The sequence below is a fragment of the Streptomyces coryli genome (assembly GCF_011044975.1).
GTDB classification, from domain to species: Bacteria; Actinomycetota; Actinomycetes; order Streptomycetales; family Streptomycetaceae; genus Streptomyces; species Streptomyces coryli.
Window position 1 is genome coordinate 1 of the sequence record NZ_JAAKZV010000139.1, and the last position, 20,958, is coordinate 20,958.

21 protein-coding genes and 1 pseudogene are annotated in these 20,958 nt (G+C 69.6%); 13 read left to right on the forward strand and 9 right to left on the reverse strand.

Annotated elements, in window-relative coordinates; translation table 11 throughout:
- On the forward strand, positions 1 to 691 hold a 691-nt coding region (locus tag G5C51_RS26140), incomplete at its 5' end, for an AzlC family ABC transporter permease (RefSeq protein WP_165240667.1).
- Positions 688 to 993, forward strand: a complete 306-nt coding sequence (locus tag G5C51_RS26145; protein WP_165240668.1) for an AzlD domain-containing protein — start codon at positions 688 to 690, stop codon at positions 991 to 993. The genes G5C51_RS26140 and G5C51_RS26145, both read left to right, overlap by 4 nt.
- On the opposite strand, the gene G5C51_RS26150 is transcribed toward G5C51_RS26145, so the two are convergent.
- Positions 986 to 1,939, reverse strand: a complete 954-nt coding sequence (locus G5C51_RS26150) for a hypothetical protein (RefSeq protein ID WP_165240669.1) — start codon at positions 1,937 to 1,939, stop codon at positions 986 to 988. The two genes, G5C51_RS26145 and G5C51_RS26150, sit on opposite strands and share 8 nt — an antisense overlap.
- A 92-nt stretch (positions 1,940 to 2,031) precedes the next feature.
- On the opposite strand from G5C51_RS26150, the gene G5C51_RS26155 reads away from it, so the two are divergent.
- Complete coding sequence (locus tag G5C51_RS26155) at positions 2,032 to 2,226, forward strand: DUF3046 domain-containing protein (RefSeq protein WP_165240670.1); 195 nt, start codon at positions 2,032 to 2,034, stop codon at positions 2,224 to 2,226.
- A gap of 53 nt (positions 2,227 to 2,279) precedes the next feature.
- The gene (locus tag G5C51_RS26160) at positions 2,280 to 3,008 is read left to right on the forward strand and encodes a polysaccharide deacetylase family protein (protein ID WP_338118305.1); all 729 of its coding nucleotides are present in this window, start codon (positions 2,280 to 2,282) and stop codon (positions 3,006 to 3,008) included.
- A gap of 35 nt (positions 3,009 to 3,043) precedes the next feature.
- On the opposite strand, the gene G5C51_RS26165 is transcribed toward G5C51_RS26160, so the two are convergent.
- From G5C51_RS26165 to miaB, 3 genes are read right to left on the reverse strand one after another with little or no spacing between them, the layout of a single operon-like run.
- Positions 3,044 to 3,754, reverse strand: a complete 711-nt coding sequence (locus G5C51_RS26165; RefSeq protein WP_165240671.1) for a class III extradiol dioxygenase subunit B-like domain-containing protein — start codon at positions 3,752 to 3,754, stop codon at positions 3,044 to 3,046.
- Between the two features lie 9 nt (positions 3,755 to 3,763).
- Positions 3,764 to 4,651, reverse strand: a complete 888-nt coding sequence (locus tag G5C51_RS26170; protein WP_165240672.1) for a LysR family transcriptional regulator — start codon at positions 4,649 to 4,651, stop codon at positions 3,764 to 3,766.
- Positions 4,652 to 4,655: 4 nt separating this feature from the next.
- A complete protein-coding gene (gene miaB / locus G5C51_RS26175) occupies positions 4,656 to 6,134 on the reverse strand; it encodes a tRNA (N6-isopentenyl adenosine(37)-C2)-methylthiotransferase MiaB (protein ID WP_165240673.1) in 1,479 nt (492 codons plus the stop codon).
- Between the two features lie 4 nt (positions 6,135 to 6,138).
- Between miaB and G5C51_RS26180 the strand changes: the two genes are divergently transcribed.
- The gene (locus G5C51_RS26180; protein WP_165240674.1) at positions 6,139 to 7,137 is read left to right on the forward strand and encodes a TAXI family TRAP transporter solute-binding subunit; all 999 of its coding nucleotides are present in this window, start codon (positions 6,139 to 6,141) and stop codon (positions 7,135 to 7,137) included.
- On the opposite strand, the gene G5C51_RS26185 is transcribed toward G5C51_RS26180, so the two are convergent.
- The 3 genes from G5C51_RS26185 to G5C51_RS26195 all read right to left on the reverse strand — a co-directional run bounded on the left by G5C51_RS26185 (position 7,127) and on the right by G5C51_RS26195 (position 10,179).
- Entirely contained in the window at positions 7,127 to 7,948 is an 822-nt protein-coding gene (locus G5C51_RS26185; RefSeq protein WP_165240675.1) for an NAD(P)H-binding protein, read from the reverse strand. The two genes, G5C51_RS26180 and G5C51_RS26185, sit on opposite strands and share 11 nt — an antisense overlap.
- Before the next feature lie 94 nt (positions 7,949 to 8,042).
- Positions 8,043 to 9,449, reverse strand: a complete 1,407-nt coding sequence (locus G5C51_RS26190) for an ATP-binding protein (protein ID WP_165240676.1) — start codon at positions 9,447 to 9,449, stop codon at positions 8,043 to 8,045.
- A 19-nt stretch (positions 9,450 to 9,468) separates the two neighbouring features.
- Complete coding sequence (locus G5C51_RS26195; RefSeq protein WP_165240677.1) at positions 9,469 to 10,179, reverse strand: response regulator; 711 nt, start codon at positions 10,177 to 10,179, stop codon at positions 9,469 to 9,471.
- 246 nt (positions 10,180 to 10,425) lie between these two features.
- Between G5C51_RS26195 and G5C51_RS26200 the strand changes: the two genes are divergently transcribed.
- The 5 genes and pseudogenes from G5C51_RS26200 to G5C51_RS43230 all read left to right on the forward strand — a co-directional run.
- Positions 10,426 to 11,205, forward strand: a complete 780-nt coding sequence (locus G5C51_RS26200) for an amino acid ABC transporter ATP-binding protein (protein WP_165240678.1) — start codon at positions 10,426 to 10,428, stop codon at positions 11,203 to 11,205.
- Between the two features lie 36 nt (positions 11,206 to 11,241).
- The gene (locus G5C51_RS26205; protein WP_165240688.1) at positions 11,242 to 12,162 is read left to right on the forward strand and encodes a glutamate ABC transporter substrate-binding protein; all 921 of its coding nucleotides are present in this window, start codon (positions 11,242 to 11,244) and stop codon (positions 12,160 to 12,162) included.
- A gap of 114 nt (positions 12,163 to 12,276) precedes the next feature.
- Positions 12,277 to 12,924, forward strand: a complete 648-nt coding sequence (locus G5C51_RS26210; protein WP_165240679.1) for an ABC transporter permease subunit — start codon at positions 12,277 to 12,279, stop codon at positions 12,922 to 12,924.
- Positions 12,921 to 13,868 carry an amino acid ABC transporter permease gene (locus G5C51_RS26215; protein WP_165240680.1) on the forward strand — a complete coding sequence of 316 codons (948 nt, stop codon included), beginning with the start codon at positions 12,921 to 12,923 and terminating at the stop codon, positions 13,866 to 13,868. Before G5C51_RS26210 ends, G5C51_RS26215 begins: the two co-directional genes overlap by 4 nt.
- Before the next feature lie 1,123 nt (positions 13,869 to 14,991).
- Positions 14,992 to 15,201 (forward strand): annotated as a pseudogene (locus G5C51_RS43230) (FAD-dependent monooxygenase); the annotation flags it as partial.
- A gap of 671 nt (positions 15,202 to 15,872) precedes the next feature.
- Here the strand turns inward: G5C51_RS43230 and G5C51_RS26225 are convergent.
- Together G5C51_RS26225 and G5C51_RS26230 are read right to left on the reverse strand one after the other, a co-directional pair.
- A complete protein-coding gene (locus G5C51_RS26225; protein WP_165240682.1) occupies positions 15,873 to 16,322 on the reverse strand; it encodes a hypothetical protein in 450 nt (149 codons plus the stop codon).
- A gap of 53 nt (positions 16,323 to 16,375) precedes the next feature.
- A complete protein-coding gene (locus tag G5C51_RS26230; protein ID WP_165240683.1) occupies positions 16,376 to 16,927 on the reverse strand; it encodes a hypothetical protein in 552 nt (183 codons plus the stop codon).
- Between the two features lie 40 nt (positions 16,928 to 16,967).
- On the opposite strand from G5C51_RS26230, the gene G5C51_RS26235 reads away from it, so the two are divergent.
- The 3 genes from G5C51_RS26235 (at position 16,968) to G5C51_RS26245 (ending at position 20,864) form a co-directional block, all read left to right on the forward strand.
- Positions 16,968 to 17,555: a hypothetical protein gene (locus G5C51_RS26235; RefSeq protein ID WP_165240684.1), complete on the forward strand. Its 588-nt coding sequence runs from the start codon at positions 16,968 to 16,970 to the stop codon at positions 17,553 to 17,555.
- A gap of 1,198 nt (positions 17,556 to 18,753) precedes the next feature.
- Positions 18,754 to 20,313, forward strand: coding sequence for an FAD-dependent monooxygenase (locus G5C51_RS26240; RefSeq protein WP_165240685.1), 1,560 nt, complete (start codon positions 18,754 to 18,756; stop codon positions 20,311 to 20,313).
- Positions 20,314 to 20,315: 2 nt separating this feature from the next.
- Complete coding sequence (locus tag G5C51_RS26245; protein WP_165240686.1) at positions 20,316 to 20,864, forward strand: DUF1707 domain-containing protein; 549 nt, start codon at positions 20,316 to 20,318, stop codon at positions 20,862 to 20,864.
- Positions 20,865 to 20,958: the final 94 nt, after the last annotated feature.

The following is a 20,958-nucleotide window of genomic DNA, read 5'->3' on the forward strand; positions in this document are numbered from 1 at the left end:
CCCCACCCCCGACCGCCGCGCCACCCGCGACGCCCTCGGCGTCGGCGTCGCCGTCGGGCTCTCCGGATTCGCCTTCGGGGTCTACGCCGCCGGGGCCGGGCTCTCGCTGCTGCAGACCTGCGTGCTCAGCCTGTTCGTCTTCACCGGGGCGTCGCAGTTCGCGCTCGTCGGAGCGATCGCCTCCGGGGGGAATCCGTACACCGCCGCCGCGGGCGCCTTCTTCCTCGGCGTGCGGAATGCCTTTTACGGGCTGCGGCTCGCTCCCATGCTGCAACTGCCCCGCGCCGTCAAGCCCTTCGCCGCGCACTGGGTGATCGACGAGACCTCCGTCGTCGCCTTCGCGCAGAAGGGGCGGCGGGCGCAGCGGGTCGGGTTCGTCGTCACCGGTCTTTCGCTCTACATCTGCTGGAATCTCTCCACCCTGCTCGGCGCGCTCGGCGCCGAAGCCCTCGGCGACACCGACGCCTGGGGGCTCGACGCCGCCGGGCCCGCCGTCTTCCTCGCGCTGCTGGCGCCGATGCTGAAGACCGGCGTCGAGCGCGTCACCGCCGTGCTCGCCGTCGCGCTCGGGCTCGGGCTGCTGCCCGTGCTGCCTGCCGGGGTTCCGGTGCTGGTGGCTGCCCTGGCGGCGCCTGTTGTCCTGTACGTGCACGGAAAGCGCGGCGTCGCCAAGGAGGAGGAGAGCGCATGAACGCCTGGATCGCCATCGGACTCACCGTCGTCGGCTGCTACGGGGTCAAGCTGCTCGGGCTCTCCGTCCCGGCCGGCGTGCTGGAGCGGCCCGTCGTCAGGCGGCTTTCGGCTCTGCTGCCCGTCGCGCTGCTGGCCGCGCTGACGGCGCAGCAGACCTTTGAGGACAGCGGTGCCCTCGTCGTCGACGCCCGCGCCGCCGGGGTGGCAGCGGCGGCGGTCGCCGTGCTGCTGCGGGCGCCTTTCCTGCTGGTCATCGCCGTTGCTGTGCTGGTGACGGCCGCGGTGCGGGCGATCAGTTAGCCAGCCGTCCGTAGGCCCGCAGCGTCAGCAGCGCCTCCAGCGTCGCGATCGGCCGCGACTCCAGCGCCGGGAGCTGCGCCCAGCTGCGGCGGCGGACCGGCCAGCCGCCGTCGTCCTGCTGCTCGGCGGCCAGGTAGTCCAGCGAGCGGGCCATCTCCTCCTCGCTGAACCAGCGCCGGGCCACCGAGTCCGGGCGGCGCGCGTAGTCGTGCGGGAAGTGGTGGTCGCCGGGGGCGTAGCCGTCGCCGACCGGGTAGCGGTCGCGGCGCTCCGGCTCCAGGACGGCCAGGCGCTGTTCGCGTACGAGCCTGCCGAGGCGGTCCGCGGCCGCCTCGGCGCGCTGGCGGTCGCGGGCGCCGTCGAGGAAGGCCACCGCGGCCTCCGCCTCGTACGGGTGGGTCTTGCCGAGGCTGTCGATCGCGGCCCAGCAGAAGTCGGTGGCGCGGAAGAGCCAGGCGTGCCAGACCTCGTTGCGGTGCAGCAGGCCGACGATCGGGGCCGTCGTCGTCAGGTCGGCCGCCGGGTCGCCGGTGATCGCCAGCCACGGCGCGTGCGGGTAGCCGCGCAGCGCCGGGTCGACGGCGGGGAGGGCGCCGTCGCGAGTGGATACGGCCGTGAGGTAGCGGCAGATCTCCTCCACCCGGCGGCCGGCGCAGCGGCCCGCGGCGTCGAGGACGCGCAGCGCGTACGCGGCGTGCGCGGGCTGGCTGACCGGGCCGCGCAGGTCCGGGTCGAGGCCGTGGCCGTAGCCGCCGTCGGGGGAGCGGTACGCCTCGAGGGCGGTGACCACGGTGTCGGCGGCGTACTCGGCGGCGGAGCCCGGCCGGAAGCAGTGCGCGAGCCGGCGTTGTTCGAGGACCCGGGCGGTGAGCCACATGAACCGCTCGGCGGCGGCGAGCGGATCGGGCGAGGGAGGAGGCGGTGCGGGGGGAGTGGCGGTGGCCATGGCGACGACGTTATTGCCGGTCGGGCGGCCTGGCGACGGTCACGACCCCAGTCGCACCCGGAGGAGCGGTGCGGGCGCGCGATAATGGACGCATGTGGTTGACGGTGTTCTGGGATCGGATGACGGACTACTTCGGAGCGGCGTACGTCGACTCCTTCGCGCGCGACCACGTCATGGCGGAGCTCGGGGGGCGTACGGTGCACGAGGCGCTCGACGCGGGGTGGGACGCGAAGGACGTGTGGAAGGGCGTGTGCGAGGCGATGGCCGTTCCGGTGGACCAGCGCTGAGCTGACAGCGTTGCGCTGCGTTTTGCCTGATTTGCCGCATTACGGTTGCCTGCGTGAGACGACGCACCGCCCTCCAAGCCCTGCTCGCCCCGGCCCTCCTCGCCGGCTGCGCCGAAGCCGCCGGTTCCCGCGAGGGCAGCGGCCCCAGCCGCAAGCCCCCCGTCAAGGCCGCCGCCCCGCTGCCGTACCAGGTCGCGCATGCCTCGCGTCGCTCCACCGCCGTCTCGCTCACCTTCCACGGGCAGGGCGAGCCCGCCCTCGCCAAGGCGCTGCTGCGGGAGGCCGAGCGGGGCGGGGCCAGGGTGACGGTGATGGCGGTGGGCAGCTGGCTCGATACGTATCCGGCGCTGGCCAAGCGGATCCTCGACGGCGGGCATGAGATCGGCAATCACACGCAGAACCACCTCGAGATCAACGCGCTGAGCGAGGCCGAGGCGCGCGCCGAGATCGAGCAGTGCGCGCGCCGGCTGAAGGTGCTCACCGGCAGCCGCGGCAAGTGGTTCCGGCCGTCGCGGGCGCACCGCGCCACCCCGCTGGTGCAGCGGCTCGCCCGCCAGGCCGGGTATCCGCACTGCCTGTCGTACGACGTCGACTCGCGCGACAACACCGACCCGGGGGCCGCGGCGGTCCGCGAGTACGTCGCCGGCGGCGTCGAGCGCGGGTCCGTGGTCAGCCTGCACCTGGGGCACGAGGGCACCATCGAGGCGCTGCCCGCCATCCTGGACGACCTGAAGGGGCGCGGGCTGCGCGCGGTGACGGCGGCGGAGCTGCTGGACGCGTAGCGCTGGAGGGCCGCGTTACGGCCATCAGAGCCGCGTTACGACCACGCCGCCACGAAGTACCCCACCCCGTACGGCGCCTCGTCGTACCGCAGCGACCCGCGCAGGTCCGCGCCCTCCGCCGCGCCCGCGAGCACCTGCCAGCACGCCCGTCCCGAGGCCTGCAGCTCGGCTGCCAGCTCCGCGTCCAGCGCCGCCAGCGCCTCCCGGTCCGCCGCCCCCAGCGCCCGCGCCGCCTCGGCGTCGAAGGCGGCGGCGCGCTCGTCGTAATAGCCGGGCGCCTTTTCCGTACGGCATGCGCTGCCGTCGCCCATGACGAGCAGCGCCACCCGCCCTGCGCCGGCGGCCAGTTCGCGGCCCACCTCGAGGCAGCGCTCCGCGGCGAGGGGCTCGCCGACGCCGAGCGCCTCCACCGGCTCCGACCACTGGGCGCGCTCCAGCAGCCAGGCGCCGACGGACAGCGACGGCGGCAGCTCGCGGGCGGTCTCGGCGCCGCCGGAAGCACCGAGCCGTACCTGAAGATCCACGCCGAAGCCCTGGAACGACCCCACGGAACCCTGCGGATGCGGCCCCCGCCCCGCCTGCTCGGCGGGCCCCACGACGATCAGCCGCTCCGGCCGCGCGGCCGCCAGCAGCCCCACCGCGTCCGAGCACGCCGCGCGCAGCTCGTCGAGCTCGGCGGCCGCCCCGGACGCGACCTCGGGAACCAGCAGCGGCGGACACGGACAGCAGGCGGCGGCGATCAGCATGGCGGCAGCCTAACGATCCGCCGCTTGCTCCGCCGCCACCTGTGCATATGCCCGGACCAGCGCCGTCTCGCCCGCCGTGCGCCAGAGCAGCGCCCAACGGCCCAGCGGCGCGTCCTCGATGGGGATGTAGACGATGCCGGGGCGGCGGTAGTAGCGCGGCGCGTCGGAGTGCACGACGCACTGGGTGGTGCCGGACACCACCGCGGCCTCCACCTCCTGGAAGGTGCTGAGCACCGGGCCGCGCGCGATCGGCCGGCCCGACGGGGTGCGGGTCGGCTCAATCGCCTCCACCCAGTACGCGGGTGCCGCTTCCGGGAAGCCGGGCAGCGTGCAGTCGGCGAGGTCCTCGAGGCAGACGGATTCCCGGCCGGCCAGCGGGTGGGCCTCGTCGACCATCAGCCACAGCGGCTCGGCCAGCACCACCGGGCCGACCGTCAGGTCCGGCTCGCGCACCGGCAGCCAGCAGGTCTGCACGTCGATCTCACCGGCCCGCAGCTGCCCGAACGGGTCGCTGAACGGCACCTCGCGGAAGGTCAGTTCACACCCGGGGTGCCGGGCGCGGAACGCCCGCGTCAGCGGGGCGAGATCGTGCGCCTGGGTGCCGAACAGGCCGAGCCGCAGCGCCCCTTCCGTCCCCCGGGCGGACTCGACGGCCGTGTCGATGCCCTCCTGGATCCGGTCGTACCCGGCCTGCAGATCGTCGCGCAGCCGGGCACCGATCGGGGTCAGTGCCACCTTGCGGCTGGAGCGCTCGAAGAGGGCGGCGCCGATGCGCCGCTCCTGCTTGGCGATGGACTGGCTGACCCGGGCCTGGGTGATGTGCAGCTTCTCCGCCGTACGCCCGAAGTGCAGCTCTTCCGCGAGCCTCAGGAATATCTCGATGTCCCGCAGCTCCATCGGCTCAGTCGCAGCCGCATCCCGAGGGTGCCGGCGTCGCCGAGGGGGCCGGGGCGCCGATCGTCGGGAGGCCGAGCATGACGCCCTTGGCCGGCTCGGGGGCAGCCGTGCGCTGCTCCCAGGCGTCGCCGGCGCGGGTGCGGCGGACCGCCTTCGCCGGGCCCTCGGCCAGGAGGTGGTGCGGGGCGGCGTAGGTGATCTCGACCGTGACCATGTCGCCGGGGCGGACCGGCTCGTCCGGGCGCGCGAAGTGCACCAGGCGGTTGTCAGGGGCGCGGCCGGACAGCCGGTGGGTGGCGTCGTCCTTGCGGCCCTCGCCCTCGGCGACCATGACCTCGACGACCCGGCCGACCTGCTTCTTGTTCTCCTCCCAGGAGATCTCCTCCTGGAGGGCGACCAGGCGCTCGTAGCGCTCCTGGACGACCTTCTTCGGGATCTGGCCGTCCATGTCGGCGGCCGGGGTCCCGGGGCGCTTGGAGTACTGGAAGGTGAAGGCCTGCGCGAAGCGGGCCTCGCGGACCGCGTGCAGCGTCTGCTCGAAGTCCTCGTCGGTCTCGCCGGGGAAGCCGACGATGATGTCGGTCGAGATCGCGGCGTCGGGCATCGCGGCCCGTACCTTCTCGATGATCCCGAGGAAGCGCTCCTGCCGGTACGAGCGGCGCATCGCGCGCAGCACCGTGTCGGAGCCGGACTGCAGCGGCATGTGCAGCTGCGGCATCACGTTCGGGGTCTCGGCCATCGCCTCGATCACGTCGTCCGTGAAGTCGCGCGGGTGCGGGGAGGTGAAGCGGACCCGCTCCAGGCCCTCGATCCGCCCGCAGGCGCGCAGCAGCTTGCTGAAGGCCTGGCGGTCGCCGATGTCGGAGCCGTACGCGTTCACGTTCTGCCCGAGCAGGGTGATCTCCTGGACGCCCTCCGCGACCAGCGCCTCCACCTCGGCCAGGATGTCGCCGGGGCGGCGGTCCTTCTCCTTGCCGCGCAGCGCCGGGACGATGCAGAAGGTGCAGGTGTTGTTGCAGCCGACCGAGATCGACACCCAGGCCGCGTACGCGCTCTCCCGCCGCGTCGGCAGCGTCGACGGGAACGCCTCCAGCGACTCGGCGATCTCGACCTGCGCCTCTTCCGCGATACGGGCCCGCTCCAGCAGCACCGGCAGCTTGCCGACGTTGTGCGTGCCGAAGACCACATCGACCCAGGGCGCGCGCTTGGTGATCGTGTCCCGGTCCTTCTGCGCCAGGCAGCCGCCGACCGCGATCTGCATGCCCGGATGCGCGGCCTTCTGCGGCGCGAGCTGGCCGAGGTTGCCGTAGAGCTTGTTGTCCGCGTTCTCGCGCACGGCGCAGGTATTGAAGACGACCACGTCCGCGGCCTCGGCGTCCTTGGGCGCGCGGACATAGCCCGCGTCCTCCAGGAGTCCGGCCATACGCTCGGAGTCGTGGACGTTCATCTGGCAGCCGTGTGTGCGCACCTGGTAAGTCTTCATGTCAATGAACCAGGGTAAGGGCTGGGAGGCCCAGCTCCGAAGCCGTCGCGGCATCACCGCCGCGGTGGCCGTCCTCGCGGCCGCCGGGCTGCTGCTGTCATGGCTGCTCCCGGGCGGCTCCGACCGGCCCTCCGGCGACGTGACCTTCGCCACCGGCGTGCCCAACGGCGTCTACGAGACGTACGGCGAGCTGCTGCGCGAGGAGACGGCCAGGGACCTGCCGGACGTGCGGATAGAGCTGGCTCCCAGCCAGGGCTCGGTGGACAACGTGCGCCGCCTCGCCGAGGGCCGCGCCGACTTCGCCGTGGCCGCCTCGGACGCCGTCGCCGCCTACGACGGCCCGAACGCCCGCCGACTGCGCGCCTGCGCCCGGCTCTACGACGACTATGTCCAGCTCGTCGTCCCGGAGGGCTCGGACATCGAGCGGGCCGCGGACCTCAAGGGCAAGCGGGTCGGCGTCGGCGAGGACGAATCGGGCGTGCAGCTCATCGCGAGGCGCCTGGTCAGGGCGGCCGGGCTGGACTTCAACCGGGAGATCGAGCCGGTCGGCAAGGGCCTCGACGACATGCAGGAGGGGCTGCGGACCGGCGACCTCGACGCGTTCTTCTGGTCCGGCGGGCTGCCCACCACATCGGTACGGAAGCTGGCCGAGGACACCGACATCAAGCTCGTCCCCCTCGACGACCTGATCACCCCGCTGCACCAGCAGGACGACGAGGCCACCCGCTACTACCGGGCCGCCGTGATGCCCCCCGACGCCTACCCGGACGTGCAGCGCGACCGCGCCGTGAAGACGATCGCGGTGGCCAACCTGCTGCTGACCACCGACCGCACCGACGACCGGCTCACCGAGGGCCTCACCCGCTCGGTGATACGGAGCCGCGACGGCATCGGAAAGAAAGTGCACGCGGCCCAGAAGGTGGACCTGCGCACGGCCGTCTTCACGGATCCGCTGCAGCTCCACCCCGGGGCCGCCCGCTACTACCGCTCGGTCAAGCCGTGAACTCGGCCCGGTGCTCCGCCACCCACTCGGCGAAGGTGCGGGCCGGACGCCCGGTGACCTGCCGCACGGTGTCGACGACGGTGTAGCCGATCGCCGGCGGGTCGCCGTGCACCCACACGAAGAAGTCGATGGTCTCCTTCGGATAGCCCTCGGCCGCCCACCGGTCCCGTGCCTGCTGCTCGGTCAGCTCGACGTACGCGATGTCCTGGCCGGTGACCTCGGCGAGGATGCGCACCTTGTCGGGCTTGGTGAGCGCCTCAGGGCCGGTCACGACATACGTCTGGCCGTGGTGCCCGTCGCCCGTCAGCCCGGCCGTGATCACCGCGGCGATGTCCGCCTCGTGCACCATCGCGCTGAGCGCCTTCGGGAACGGCTCGCGGACGGTCCGCTCGGTGCGGATGGACTCCGCCCAGTCCCGCGCGTTCGACATGAACTCCACCGGCTGCACGAAGGTCCACTCCAGATCGGTCTTCTGCAGCGCCTCCTCGACCTGCTCGCCCTGGACGCCCTTGAGCACCGTCGCCCGCCGCACCCCGGTCCGTACCGCGAGATCCACGATCTCGGCGGCGGTCTCCAGCGGGCCGTAGTCGTCGCCGGCGAAGCCGATGAAGTGCGCGGCCGTCACGCCGTCGAAGACGCCCTCGAGGGTCTCGGGCCTGGTCAGGTCGCCCGCGACCACCTCGACGCCCTCGGGCAGCCGCGCCTTGCCGGGGTCGCGGGTGAGCGCCCTGACCGGGTGCCCGCCCTGCACGAGCTCCTCGACGACCTTGCGGCCCACGCTGCCGGTCGCGCCCGTCACCAGAAAAGTCATGGTTCCTCCTGCGTCGCCTGTCGTGCTGACAACAACAACGTTAGGAGCCATTGCGGACAGCTTCGGTCCTCTATGCCGAAGGCGATTCCGGAGCTTATTCGGGCGCGTTCCGCGGCACCGTGATCGTCACCCGCAGCCCGTGCGGGCTGTTCTGCTCGTACGCGATCGAGGCGCCGCCCGCGGCGAGCAGCGCGCGGGTGATGGACAGGCCGAGGCCGGAGCCCTTCACGTTCTGGTGCCGGCTGCTGCGCCAGAAGCGATCGCCGACGCGGTCCAGCTCCTCCGCCGTCAGGCCCGGGCCGCCGTCCGCCACCACGATCCGCACCGACGCGCCCCTCGCCTGCGTGCTGACCCTCACCGCCTCCCCGGCGGGGGTGAACTTCACGGCGTTGTCGATCACGGCGTCCAGCGCGCTCGACAGCGCCACCGGATCCGCCCACCCGGTGGCCGCCGCCGCGCCCGCGACGGTCAGCTCGACGCCCTTGTCGTCGGCGACCGGGCGCCAGGCCGCCGCCCGCTCCGCGGCGATCTCGGCGACGTCCGCGAGCCGCAGATCCGCGGCAGCGTGCTCGGCCAGCGCCAGGTCGAGGAGGTCGTCGAGGACGTGCGCGAGCCGCTTGCCCTCGGTCCGTACCGACGCCACCTCCTCATTGCCGTCGGGGAGCTCCAGGGCGAGCAGCTCGATGCGCAGCAGCAGCGCGGACAGCGGGTTGCGCAGCTGGTGCGAGGCGTCGGCGACGAAGGCGCGCTGCTGGTCGAGGACGTCCTGGACGTTGTCGGCCATGTCGTTGAAGGAGTGCGCCAGCCGGCGCAGCTCCGGCGGCCCGCCGGCGACCGCGACCCGGGAGGCCATGGCGCCGGTCGAGATGTCGTGGGTGGCCTTGTCCAGATCGCGTACGGGCCTGAGCACCCAGCCCGTGAGCCGGTACGCGGCGGCCACGGCCAGGAGCATCGCGGCGGCGATGCCGGCCGCGAGCAGCAGCCAGCCCTCCAGGATGCGCGAACGCATCTGCCCGGTGGGGGAGTCGGTGACGACGACCGCGACCACATCGCCGTCGCGGACGACCGGGGAGGCGACGGTGAGCCGGCCGCGCTGCCAGGGATAGACCTGCGGCGGGTCGTGGCTCCGGCGGCCGGCGAGCGCCTCGTCGAAGGCGAGGCCGCCCTCGGTGCCGTCGGCCGCGGCGGCCCAGCCGCCGGGGGCGGCGGCCATCGGCTTGCGGTCGCGGTAGTACACGCCCGCCTTGATGTCGTAGAGATCGTGGTACCGGTGCAGCTCCTCGCCGAGCGTGTAGAGCCGCTCGTCCTCCGCCGAGTCGCCGTCGCGGTCCCGCGAGGTGACGTACTGTGCGAGCGAAGCGAAGCGGGCCGTGTCGTCGATGCGGTCCACGACCACCTTCTGCTGCTCGTGCGTGGCGATCCGCCCGGCGAGCGGGAAGCCGAGTGCGAGCAGCACACCGGCCATGAGGATGATCAGCAGGGGGAGGAGTCGGGTGCGCACGAGGGGAGTCTTACCGCCCTCAGCCGGCGGCGGCGGGCACGACGAGCCGGTAGCCGACCCCGCGCACGGTCTCGATCAGCTCCGGCAGCCCCAGCTTCGAGCGCAGCGACGCGACATGCACCTCCAGGGTGCGCCCGGTGCCCTCCCAGCTCGTCCGCCACACCTCGCTGATGATCTGCTCCCGGCGGAAGACCACCCCGGGCCGGTGCGCCAGCAGCGACAGCAGGTCGAACTCCTTGCGGGTGAGCGAGATGTCCTCGCCGTCCACGAACACCCGCCGGGTGGGCAGCTCAAGGGTGAGCGGCCCGAGCCGCAGCGACTCGTGCTCCTCCTCGACCGGCTTGTCCGGGGCCTCGTCGCCCGGGGCGGTGCGCCGGGCGACGGCGTGGATACGGGCCAGCAGCTCACCCGTGTCGTACGGCTTGACCACGTAGTCGTCGGCGCCGAGGTTCAGCCCGTGGATGCGCGACCGCACATCCGCGCGGGCGGTGACCATGATGACCGGCGTGGACGTGAGCTTACGGATCCGCCCGCACACCTCGAAGCCGTCCTGATCCGGCAGCCCGAGGTCGAGCAGCACCACGTCGAAGGGGGCCAGCTTGCCGTGCAGCAGCTCCTGCAGCGCCTCCTCGCCCCCGCGCGCGTGCCCGACCTCGAACCCGTGCCGGCGCAGCACGGCGGCCAGCGCCGCCGCGACGTGGTCGTCGTCCTCGACGAGCAGCAGCTTCACGACCCCTCACCTCCTCCGATACGAATACACCGTCATACACCGTCACGGCGGTGCGATGCGTCAAGGGGGGAGCGGGTCACCTCCTCGTTTCCTCTACGTGACCAGCACCGACGGGGGACGTCCGGTACACGGAGAGTGTCCGTTTGAGGCTGGATCGTTATGCTCAATTTCCCCTCAGATGTAATGACGGTCGCTCAACGTGCTAACTAAGGTCCAGGCAACCGAAGAGGATGGAGCAAGGAGCGGATGACCGAGGTTTCGGTGACCAAGGACGAGGTTCCGCCCACCGGCGAACCGCTCGTCGTCCTGGATGGCGTCAACAAGCATTTCGGCGCGCTGCACGTGCTCCAGGACATCAATCTGACGATCGGCCAGGGCGAGGTCGTCGTCGTGATCGGGCCCTCCGGGTCCGGCAAGTCCACGCTGTGCCGCGCGATCAATCGGCTGGAGACCATTGACTCCGGGTCGATCGCGCTGGATGGCAAGCCGCTGCCGCAGGAGGGCAAGGAGCTGGCTCGGCTGCGCGCCGACGTCGGCATGGTGTTCCAGTCGTTCAACCTCTTCGCACACAAGACCGTGCTGGAGAACGTGACTCTGGGGCAGATCAAGGTCCGCAAGAAGGACAAGAAGGCCGCCGACCAATACGCCCGTAAGCTGCTCGACCGGGTTGGCGTCGGCAACCAGGCGGACAAGTATCCCGCTCAGCTCTCCGGTGGCCAGCAGCAGCGCGTGGCGATCGCTCGCGCCCTGGCGATGGACCCGAAGGTGATGCTCTTCGACGAGCCGACCTCGGCCCTGGACCCTGAGATGATCAACGAGGTGCTGGAAGTCATGCAGCAACTCGCCCGGGACGGCATGACGATGGTCGTGGTGACGCACGAGATGGGCTTCGCCCGCTCGGCAGCCAACCGGGTCGTCTTCATGTCGGACGGTCAGATCGTCGAGGAGCAGTCGCCCGAGCAGTTCTTCACCAACCCGCGCAGCGATCGGGCCAGGGACTTCCTGTCGAAGATCCTCCACCACTGAAGCTGCCTGCATAGCAAACGGAAGACGAGGTTCATGATGAAGTTCCATAAGGTAGCGGCTGCGGCCGCCGTCGTGCTCGCCCTTTCTGCCACCGCCGCCTGCGGTGGTGAGTCCGGCGAAGCCGGTGATGCCGGCAAGCGGGACAAGAAGGAGAAAGAGGCTGCGGCCAAGCTCCCGACGTACACGGTGGCGAAGGACGTCAAGCTCGACTCGCCGACGCTGAAGGCCGCCCAGAAGCGCGGCAAGATCGTCATTGGCGCCAAGGACGACCAGCCTTACCTGGGCTTCCAGAACCAGGACGGCAGCCGCGAGGGCTTCGACATCGAGATCGCCAAGATGGTCGCCGCAGACCTCGGCTTCTCGCCCAAGCAGATCACCTGGAAGACCGTCGACTCCGGCGTCCGCGAGACCACCATCTCCAAGGGCGACATCGACCTGTTCGTCGGCACGTATACCATCAACGACGAGCGCAAGAAGCAGGTTGGCTTCGCCGGTCCGTACTTCATGGCGGGCGCCGACCTCCTGGTCCGTAAGGACGAGAAGTCCATCACCGGCCCGGACAGCCTGAAGGGCAAGCAGGTTTGCTCCATCGTCGGCTCCACTCCGCTGCAGGAGATCAAGAAGCCGAAGTACGGCGCCAAGACTGTCGAACTGGCGAAGTACTCGGAGTGCGTCACCCAGCTGCTGAACAAGGAGGTCGACGCCGTCACCACCGACGACGCGATCCTGAAGGGTTACGCTGCCGAGCGCCCGACCAAGCTGAAGGTCGTCGGCAAGACGTTCACCGATGAGCCGTACGGCGTCGGCATGAACAAGGACGACAAGACACTGCGCGACGCCATCAGCGACTCGCTGGAGAAGCACCAGAAGAACGGCGACTACAAGAAGGTCTACGAGGCCACGCTGGGCCTGTCCGGCTCGCCGTACGAGGAGCCGCCGGCCCTTGAGCGCTACTGACCGGCGCCGCTCGACCACGGGGTCCCGTGCGCTCCGCCAGGGAGCGCACGGGACCCCGGCTTCGAAACTCCCCCGTTTGTCCCCCGCTTGTCTGAGGCCCACGAGGACATCCCCGTGAATGTACTGCTCGACCACTTGCCGGAGTTCCGCGACGGTTTCGTCGGCACTCTGCTGCTGACCTTGGCCAGCGCGGCCTTCGCGCTGGTGCTGGGCGTGCTGCTCGCCGCGTTCCGGGTCTCGCCCGTGCCGCCGCTGCGGTGGTTCGGCACCGTATGGGTCACGCTCTTCCGCAATACCCCGCTGACCCTGCTGTTCCTCGTGATGTGGTTCGTGGTGCCGCAGATCTTCGATGTCGGCATGAGCCCTTGGGTCAAGGGCCTGATGGCGCTCGGCTTGTACACCTCCTCGTTCGTCTGCGAGGCGGTCAGATCCGGCATTAACACCGTGCCATTCGGCCAGGCGGAGGCGGCGCGCTCGCTCGGCATGACGTTCGGCCAGACGTTGCGGATGATCGTGCTGCCGCAAGCCACCCGCACGGTCATCCCGCCGCTCAGCAGCATCATGATCGCGCTCACCAAGAACTCGGCGATCGCCGGTGCGTTCAGCGTCACCGAGCTCTTCGGCGTCCAGAAGCTGCTGAGTGACCAAGGCTTCGCAATTGCCTGGATCTTCCTCTGGGTGGCTCTTGCCTATCTCGTCATCACGTTCGCCATCAGCGGTCTGTTCAGGCTGCTCGAAAGCCGCCTGGAGGTCGCCCGATGAGCGCGAGCGTCCTGTACGACGCACCCGGCCCCAAGGCCCGGATGCGCAACCGCATCTACACCGTCCTCGGCTCGCTGCTGGTCGGTGGCCTGATCGCCTTCGCGGTGTGGAAGCTGGCAGACCGGGACCAATTCGACCCGGAACGCTGGGACATCTTCAACTACGCCAACGTCCGGCAGTCCATCGTCGACGGCCTGGTGACGACGCTGAAGGTCTTTGCGGTCGCGGCTGTGGTCTCGATCGTCCTAGGGATGATCCTTGCCGTCGGTCGGCTCTCCGACCACCGCTGGGTGCGCACGATCTCCTCGGGCTTCATCGAGATCTTCCGTGCCGTGCCACTGCTGATCACCATTTACGCGCTGTGGGTGGTCTTCCTCAGCTGGAAGAGTGAGCTGGGCTTGGAGGGTGACATGCCCGCTTACCTGGCGCTGGTGGTGGGTCTCGGCGTCTACAACGGATCGGTCCAGGCCGAGGTGATCCGGGCCGGCATCAACGCCGTGCCACGCGGCCAGAAGGAGGCGGCGTACGCGCTGGGCCTGCGCAAGACGCAGGTGATGACCTCGGTGCTCATTCCGCAGGCCGTACGGTCGATGCTGCCGACTATCATCAGCCAGCTCGTGGTGACCCTGAAGGACACCTCGCTCGGCTACATCATCACGTACGGCGAGCTGCTCTACGCGGCCCGTCAGCTGGCCAACAACATCACCGTCCAGGACGAGAATCCGTACGTCCAGGTGATCATAGTGACCGGCACGATCTATGTGGCGATGTGCATGCTGCTCTCGGCGCTCGCCACCTGGATCGAGAAGCGCGGCCGCCGCTCCAAGAAGGGCATCAAGATCGCCCACGCGGGCGAGCCGGCCGAGGGTGGGGTGGCGGGAGCGGGCTCGGGTGCCGCGCTGACGCCGCCGATGGTGGATGGCGATCCGCCCGCCGATAACTGAGAGAGCCACCGCCTCCGCCGTTAAGGAGCCCGTCGGCACCACTGGTGCCGGCGGGCTACTGCGGCGTCAGGCTGGAACCCGGGACTTCTCGGCATAGAGGTTCGACCCGAACCCGAAGTGATCGGCGAAGACGCCCGTGGCTCACCGACCGCTGGACGGCGCTTCCGGCATGGGTGCGCAAGAGTAACGGTCGCCGTACTGTCGCTGCTCCTACTCGCGGGCCTTGGCGGGTACGAGGTGACCAGCCACGGGGTTCCGCGGCCACAGGTGGAGCCCAATATGTGCCTGCTGCAGCCAGTGGCGACGCTGCTGGACGTTAAAATGGCCGATGGACCTGGCTATTCCCGCGGTCGGACCTGCCCCTGCGGCTGCCGCCCTGGAAGTGGACCGGGCTCACCGTGGACGCAGATCGGACAAGGCCTGGACGATGCGCTTGGCCGTGACTGTGCGAAGCGCGTGCGCGAGACAGATGTGCAGCTTATTGCCAGCGACAGAAGCGAAGCCGAGTTGTCCGTCGCCCGCGTGCTGGGCCATCCTGCGGCTGACGAGAACCCGACCTCGCCGTTGAGGAGTTGATGCTGGCCGTTGTGGGACGTTCCGTGGCTCATGCGGGCGGTGTCGCCGTGGCGCCCATCGTGAAGATGAAGGACGCAGTGCGGCTGCGATGCGAACTGCCTGGTTCGTCCGCAAGCAGACGGAGTTGGTGATCACGACTTAGCTCAATATCCGGTGAGCCACGAATTCATCTGGAGCATATTTAGGCGACCGGATTGGCGGGAATGACTGGGCGTTTGATTGCGCTAGTGCGGTAACAGAGTGGGAGGCCAACTATGGTCGACATGACTTCTGTTACGACAGGAGTGGGGCACAGGATGGCGTGACGGTGGTAATTACGACATGGCCGAGAATGATAATGTTCGCCTACGGTGTGCCATAGGAACTTCAGTAACCCAGAAGGTGGTTTTTGCGACTGCTCTGGGTGGAGTGATTGACTCAGCATCAGGGACGGCGCTCCGGCGCAGGTGCCTTTCCTGGAGCGTGCGTGGGGCCCGGTGCCACCGCTGTAGAGTTGGAGCGTGCACCGGGCCCCCCTCACCTGCTTCGTTCGTAGTGCTGCGCAGCCGTGGATCCGGTGATCGTCGTCGGGGCGGGCCCTGTTGGGCTCGCCCTCTCGCTTGTGCTCGGCTCGTACGGGGTGAACACCGTCCTGCTCGACGGTGGCGGCGGCGAGGACGAGGCGCGGCAGGCGCGGACCGTGGTGCTGCGGCCGGATACGGCGGCCTTTCTCGAACGGCTCGGCTGCGGGCCCGTATTGCGCGAGGACGGGCTGCGGCTCGCCCTTAATCTCCGCAACGGACGAGCGATTGCTGGGTCTAAGGCACATGCTCCCGGCGGCGCGTCAAGTCACGATAATCCGGAGTCGCCCTCCAATGTCGGCGCAGGTGCAGCTTTCATTTCTGCCTTGAGGCGGATAACTGAATCTTTCCGTTTTGTGACTTATCGAACCGCGTACGCTTGTCCGTCGGGTTGCAGCGCGAAGGGGTGCGATCGGCGCCTCGACGTTGCCGTCGGTACTGATGTGCGCCCTTGCGCTCGAGGGAGATGATGCCCAGCGCTCACAGGTAGCGGTGATCCCCTGCTGGCGAGCGAGGGTGATGAAGTCTTGGATATGGGGGGCCGGTCGGCCGCCTCACGGAGAGCCGCAGCGTCTTGCCGTCGACAATGTCGTGCACGAAGGCGTGAGTGGTTGCCAACCGAGATCTGCTGCCTGGCCGATTTGCGGCAGGGTGTCGCGCTTGCATAGCTGCACCAGCACAATCTGCGGCTGGTAGGCGGTGTCAAGGTCACTCGCGCGGGCGAGCCAGCGGAGGGTGCCGCGAGCGGGACCGGCAGTATCCGGGATGTCCATCGCCGTACCGACGGACTGGGATACCACTGCCAAGGGGCGTTAGGGCCGTGCCTGGTGCGGCAGACAATTACGTATTGCCTACCGCACCAGGCGCGTCATTTCCGGAGTGGAGGGATCGAGACGCTCCGCGTGAAATCGCCCGGCTCGTTGTCAGGAGCGACGTGGATTGTCAGCGTGACCTCGGCATCCATACTGCCAATCTGGGATACAAGCACCCTTTTGCCACACCCGCTGGCCTCTGCTTCTTCGGAGGTCGCCGTACCGCCACCCGGATACTCGACTGACGCGCGGGCCTTCCAGTCGGTGCAACCACTGAAGGACACGTAGATGTTGTGGAGCCGGGCATCCGACATCGAAGTACTGCGGTACTGTTTGTCCTTGTAGTGGAACTTAGCCTTGGCGCCGAGTGGGTTTTTGATGCTCCCGCTCTTGGTGCCGATGTAGACCTCATCGGCGCTTGCTGGCGGAGCGCTGAAGCTCAGCGCCGCCAGTGTCGACGCGGCCGCGATCGGGATGCAGCGCTTTGCTGCTGTCTTGCGGAGCATTTGTGAGCCCTTCTCTTCAGAATGCTGCTTCTAGCCTGCTGGTGATGCGATGGTTAAGCGGGATAGTTTCCCCACTTCCATTCCCATGTATCTTTATGTTCCGATGCGCCGACATAGGTGACTACGGCAGTGGCGTAGAACGATCCGCACTTGCGCTTGCTCGGCAGGGCGTCGATCAATGTCTCAGCCGGTGCCGTCGTAATTGTTTCTGTCTCGTTATAGACGATCTTGCCGGTTTTCATGCACCGAACCTTTCCGTTCAGCGCGGCCACCGGCCCGCCCTTCTTGCACCCCGAGGGGGTGGAGAACCAGACCTTCAAGTAGGTTCCGAATTGGTCGGAGTCATACCAGGCGTGAATCTCCGGGGCTCCACACGTGGCTCCCGCTGCCGTCGGGAGGACTTGCTGCTGGGTGGCCATTGAGGGTGAGGGAGAGGTGAGGGTGAGAGCCACCGCGAATGCCAGGCCGCCAAGGGCGGCAGCGGGCCGTAGGCCGTTCATCTTTCCTCGTTTCATGCTGACGTTGAAGACTGCTTGACGGAAACGGAGCGCTTCGGTCGAGATTGGATTCTGCCCACTGTTACCCGCTTCGATGGAGCTTGACACAGGCCTTGCTGTATCGACTGGAAGTTCGTATTTTCCTGGTGTGCAGGTTCCTCGCGAACCGGAAGTGGTCGGCGACGACGCCCAGCGGCTCACCGATCGCTGGACGACGCTTCCGATAAGGGTGCGGAGGGCCGTCGTCGCCGGACTGTCGCTGCTACTCGTCGGCCTCGGTATGTATGAGATGTGCCGCCCCGACGGGCCAAAGCCTCAGGCGGCGCCGACGGCGCATCCGTTACGGCCTGTGGCGACGCGGCTGGACGTTGAGGATGTCGTCGGGCCGGACCTTGGGCGGCGGTCGCTGAAGGTCAGGCTGAAGGCGGTCGCCACCACCAAGACTGTGATCACCGACGTCAAGCCGAGCGAGGCGGGCATCCGTGTTTCCGTGCGGCCGAAGCTGCCGCTGCGGCTGCCGTCCGGCAAGCGGACCGGGTTCACCCTGACGCTGGAGGTCAGGCGCTGTGCTTCGGGTGCGGTTGCGGCCCGGCCCTTCCGCCTCGCAGTGACCGTTCGCAGCGCGTGGGCGATTCAGGTGCGCAGCCCGATTCCGAGCGGCAGAATCGCAAGCGAGCTGGACACGGCGCTCCGTGTGCTATGCCGTCCCAGCTCCACTTCCGCTAGTCGCCAATAGTTCGTTGGCTCCGGCGGTTGTTGGGAGTGGTTTCGATGACCGCTCCTCGCCCGGTGCCGTCGGCGCCGGCTCCGCTGAAGGGCTATTTGGTGTGCTTCGTGTCGGGGAAGTCGCGGGTTCCTGACCCGATGCTGTTAGCGACCGCCGCTGGAACTTCTGTGTAGGCAGCCGGCTGGGCTGGCTGAGCCAGTCCGAGAGTGGGGTTGCGGCGGTGTCCATGGTGTTGCCGGACGGGCGGGTCTACGGCTGCACCCCCTCGGCGCGTACTTCCCAGCCCGCCCGCCATGGAGCCGCTCACAACCACCTGTGTCCCGGCGACGGCAGAAGGTGACTTGATCAGGCGCACGGTGGCCAACCCAGAGCGCATCGAAACTTCGGTTGACGGGGATATGTGTCCAGGGTCAGCACGTCGCCCGCGCTGCGGGGGCTTCCACTGTTCACCTCCCCTTCGTATTGCAGTCGGTCGGTCTACTCTGTACTCGGTAATGTAGTCAGGAACCATTTCACGCAGATCAGTACGTGGTTGGGTCGGATAGGCGTCATCCTCGCCACCCCTGCTCCGTTGCTGGACGCGGGCAACTCCGCCCATGATTACGGCAATGGTGGCAACGAGTGGGCGTTCGTCCAGAGTGGTAGTGCAAACGTCGCCACATTCAGGTTTGTAGATGACTCGGGTAACCTCTTTGAATAGGAGGGCAACTCCTCGGAAGGTCACGGAGTTCGAGGATTTATTCGCACGGCCGACGTCTTCGGGGGAGATTGGATCAAGGTGGAGTCGCGGTACAGCGGGGGCGGGATCGGCTCCATGGGAAGCTTCAAGAGCGACCTTTAGCATCCCGCGGCCTACAGCATGGCGGTGTGCCTGGTTGACGGGGCGGGCGATACGACTCCGGTCAAGTGCTCAAGCTGGGTGGTGATCGATGACTACGATCTCTGAGACTGCCCTTTAGGCCCCCTAGTCGCTTGGGTGGGTGCTAGGACAACGCTGGTGGAGTCCCTTCGCGCTATCCCTGTGGTCGTTGAGATCCCCCGGGCAGCAACCTGGCGCTGCCGCGCGGTCGTGGCGGCCGAGTAGGTCGGCGAGCTCGGAGGCGCGGGCAAGATCTGATCTGAGGTCAAGGGGCCTGATGCCACCGCTGTAGAGTTGGAGCGTGCACCGGGCCCCCCTCACCTGCTTCGTTCGTAGTGCTGCGCAGCCGTGGATCCGGTGATCGTCGTTGGGGCGGGCCCTGTTGGGCTCGCCCTCTCGCTTGTGCTCGGCTCGTACGGGGTGAACACCGTCCTGCTCGACGGTGGCGGCGGCGAGGACGAGGCGCGGCAGGCGCGGACCGTGGTGCTGCGGCCGGATACGGCGGCCTTTCTCGAACGGCTCGGCTGCGGGCCCGTATTGCGCGAGGAAGGGCTGCGGCTCGCCGGGTGGCGGGCGGTGCGCGGAGCGCGCGAGGCGGCGCGGGCGGACTTCGCGGACGAGGCGGAAGCGCCGCTGCACATCCCGCAGTTCGCGCTGACCCGGGCGCTGCGGGCGGCGCTCGACGAGCGCAAGTGCGTCGAGTACGTCCGTGACGTGCGCGCCGACGCGCTGGAGGCCGAGCCCGACGGGGTCATACTGCACACCCGGCCCGCCCAGGGCGGCGACGGCACCTGGTGGCGCGGCAGCCATCTCATCGGCTGCGACGGCGCCCGGTCCACCGTCCGCAAGCTGCTCGGGGTGCGGTTCGCCGGTCGTACGGCCGTCGAGCGGCACGCCGTCGCGGCGATAAAAGCCGAACTCCGCGGCCGCGGCGAGGCGTTGCTGCAGCGCGGCGGGCAGCGGCGCGGGCTCGGCGCCGAGGTGTCCGCGCGGCCGCTGCCCGGCGGGGTGTGGCGGCTCGACTGGCTGCTCGGTGACGAGGACGGCCTGGTCACGCCCGAGGCGCTGCTGGAGCGGATCGCGGCCACGCTGGCCGCCTGGGGCGTCGGCGACCAGCCGTATCAGCTCCTCGACACCGGCGTGCACACCGTCCACCACCGGCTCGCCCGGCACTTCCGCCGCGACCGCTGCTTCCTGGCCGGCGACGCCGCGCACCTCGGCGGCGCGATCGGCACCCAGCAGCTGGAGGAGGGCCTGCGCGACGCCCGCAACCTCGGCTGGAAGCTGGCCCTCTCGGTCCAGCAGCCGCGCACGAGCGAGGTGCTCCTCGAGTCGTACGAGACCGAGCGCCGCGGCGCGGTGGCCCGCCGGCTGCGCGCTGCCGACCAGGCGCTGCCGATACTGCGCAAGGGCAACCTGCGCGGCCGTGGCACGGCCGGGCTGCGGCTGCTGCGCGACGGGCACCTGGGGGAGGGGGAGCTCGGCGGCCCCGATGTGTACGCGGACTCGCCGCTGGCTCCCGAGCCGCTGCCGGCGCACGCGGTCGCCGTCGGTACGGAGTGGGGCGCGCAGGTCGCGGACGTGCCGGTGATGCCGGCGGAGGGCGGCACGGCGATGCTGCGGGAGCGGCTGGGCGGCGTGCCGCTGGTGGTCTTCCTCGCTCCCGGCACCCGCTACTGGGACCGGAGCCGGCTGCTCGGCGCCGGGCTGATGCCGAAGCTGGCGCAGGCGGTGGCCGAACTGCCGCTGCCGACCGACCTGCTGATCGCCGAGGAATACCCGGGCGCGACGCCGCACACCGTGCTGGTCGTACGGCCCGACGGGGTGCTGACGGCGGCGCTCGGGGGCGTACAGGCGGAGGAGTTGTACACGTGCGTGGACGCGCTGCGCGGCGGGATTAGGGTGTGAGCGTGAACCCGCTGCCGGAACCACAGCCGCCCGTCACCGAGGCCGAGCGCGACGCGGCCGTGCGGCGGCTGCGCGAGGCGTACGCCGAAGGGCACCTCTCCCACGAGGAGATGGACGCCCGTCTTGACCAGGCGCTCGCCGCCAGGACGGGCGACGAGCTGGCGGCCGCGCTGGAGTCGGTCCCGGGCGCGCCGGTCGAGACGTCGGCCACGATCGGCGCCGTCAGCGGGCGGTTCACGCGGCGCGGGGTGTGGCGGGTGCCGCGGCATCTCAAGGTGCAGTCGGCGCTCGGGCGGGTGCGGCTCGACCTGTCGCAGGCGATCATCGAGCACCCGGAGATCGACATCGAGCTGGCGCTCGGCACCGGCAGCGCGAAGATCGTGGTGCCGCGGGACGCGGTCGTCGACCTCGACGGGCTCAGCGGCGCCTGGAAGGCGCCCAAGTACAAGCCCGCCCGGCCGGGTTCGGGCTCCGGCACGGACGGGCCTACGATCCGGATCTCCGGCGCCACGGGGATGGGGCGACTGAAGATCCGTCACGCTCGCCGTTGAGCGGCTCCGCCGCGGTCCACCGCTGAAGGGAATCCGGGGGCTTCGCCCCCAGGCCCCCGGAGCCCCGGCGATCGGCGTCGCGGCTATTCCGCCC

Bases quoted from the DNA above. Each gene is read 5' to 3' on its own strand.
- G5C51_RS26165 (WP_165240671.1), bottom strand. From the start codon at position 3,754: ATGCTGATCGCCGCCGCCTGCTGTCCGTGTCCGCCGCTGCTGGTTCCC.
- G5C51_RS26155 (WP_165240670.1), top strand. From the start codon at position 2,032: ATGTGGTTGACGGTGTTCTGGGATCGGATGACGGACTACTTCGGAGCG.
- G5C51_RS26200 (WP_165240678.1), top strand. From the start codon at position 10,426: ATGACCGAGGTTTCGGTGACCAAGGACGAGGTTCCGCCCACCGGCGAA.
- G5C51_RS26215 (WP_165240680.1), top strand. From the start codon at position 12,921: ATGAGCGCGAGCGTCCTGTACGACGCACCCGGCCCCAAGGCCCGGATG.
- G5C51_RS26145 (WP_165240668.1), top strand. From the start codon at position 688: ATGAACGCCTGGATCGCCATCGGACTCACCGTCGTCGGCTGCTACGGG.
- G5C51_RS26185 (WP_165240675.1), bottom strand. From the start codon at position 7,948: ATGACTTTTCTGGTGACGGGCGCGACCGGCAGCGTGGGCCGCAAGGTC.
- G5C51_RS26170 (WP_165240672.1), bottom strand. From the start codon at position 4,651: ATGGAGCTGCGGGACATCGAGATATTCCTGAGGCTCGCGGAAGAGCTG.
- G5C51_RS26205 (WP_165240688.1), top strand. From the start codon at position 11,242: ATGAAGTTCCATAAGGTAGCGGCTGCGGCCGCCGTCGTGCTCGCCCTT.
- G5C51_RS26180 (WP_165240674.1), top strand. From the start codon at position 6,139: ATGAACCAGGGTAAGGGCTGGGAGGCCCAGCTCCGAAGCCGTCGCGGC.
- G5C51_RS26225 (WP_165240682.1), bottom strand. From the start codon at position 16,322: ATGCTCCGCAAGACAGCAGCAAAGCGCTGCATCCCGATCGCGGCCGCG.
- G5C51_RS26150 (WP_165240669.1), bottom strand. From the start codon at position 1,939: ATGGCCACCGCCACTCCCCCCGCACCGCCTCCTCCCTCGCCCGATCCG.
- miaB (WP_165240673.1), bottom strand. From the start codon at position 6,134: ATGAAGACTTACCAGGTGCGCACACACGGCTGCCAGATGAACGTCCAC.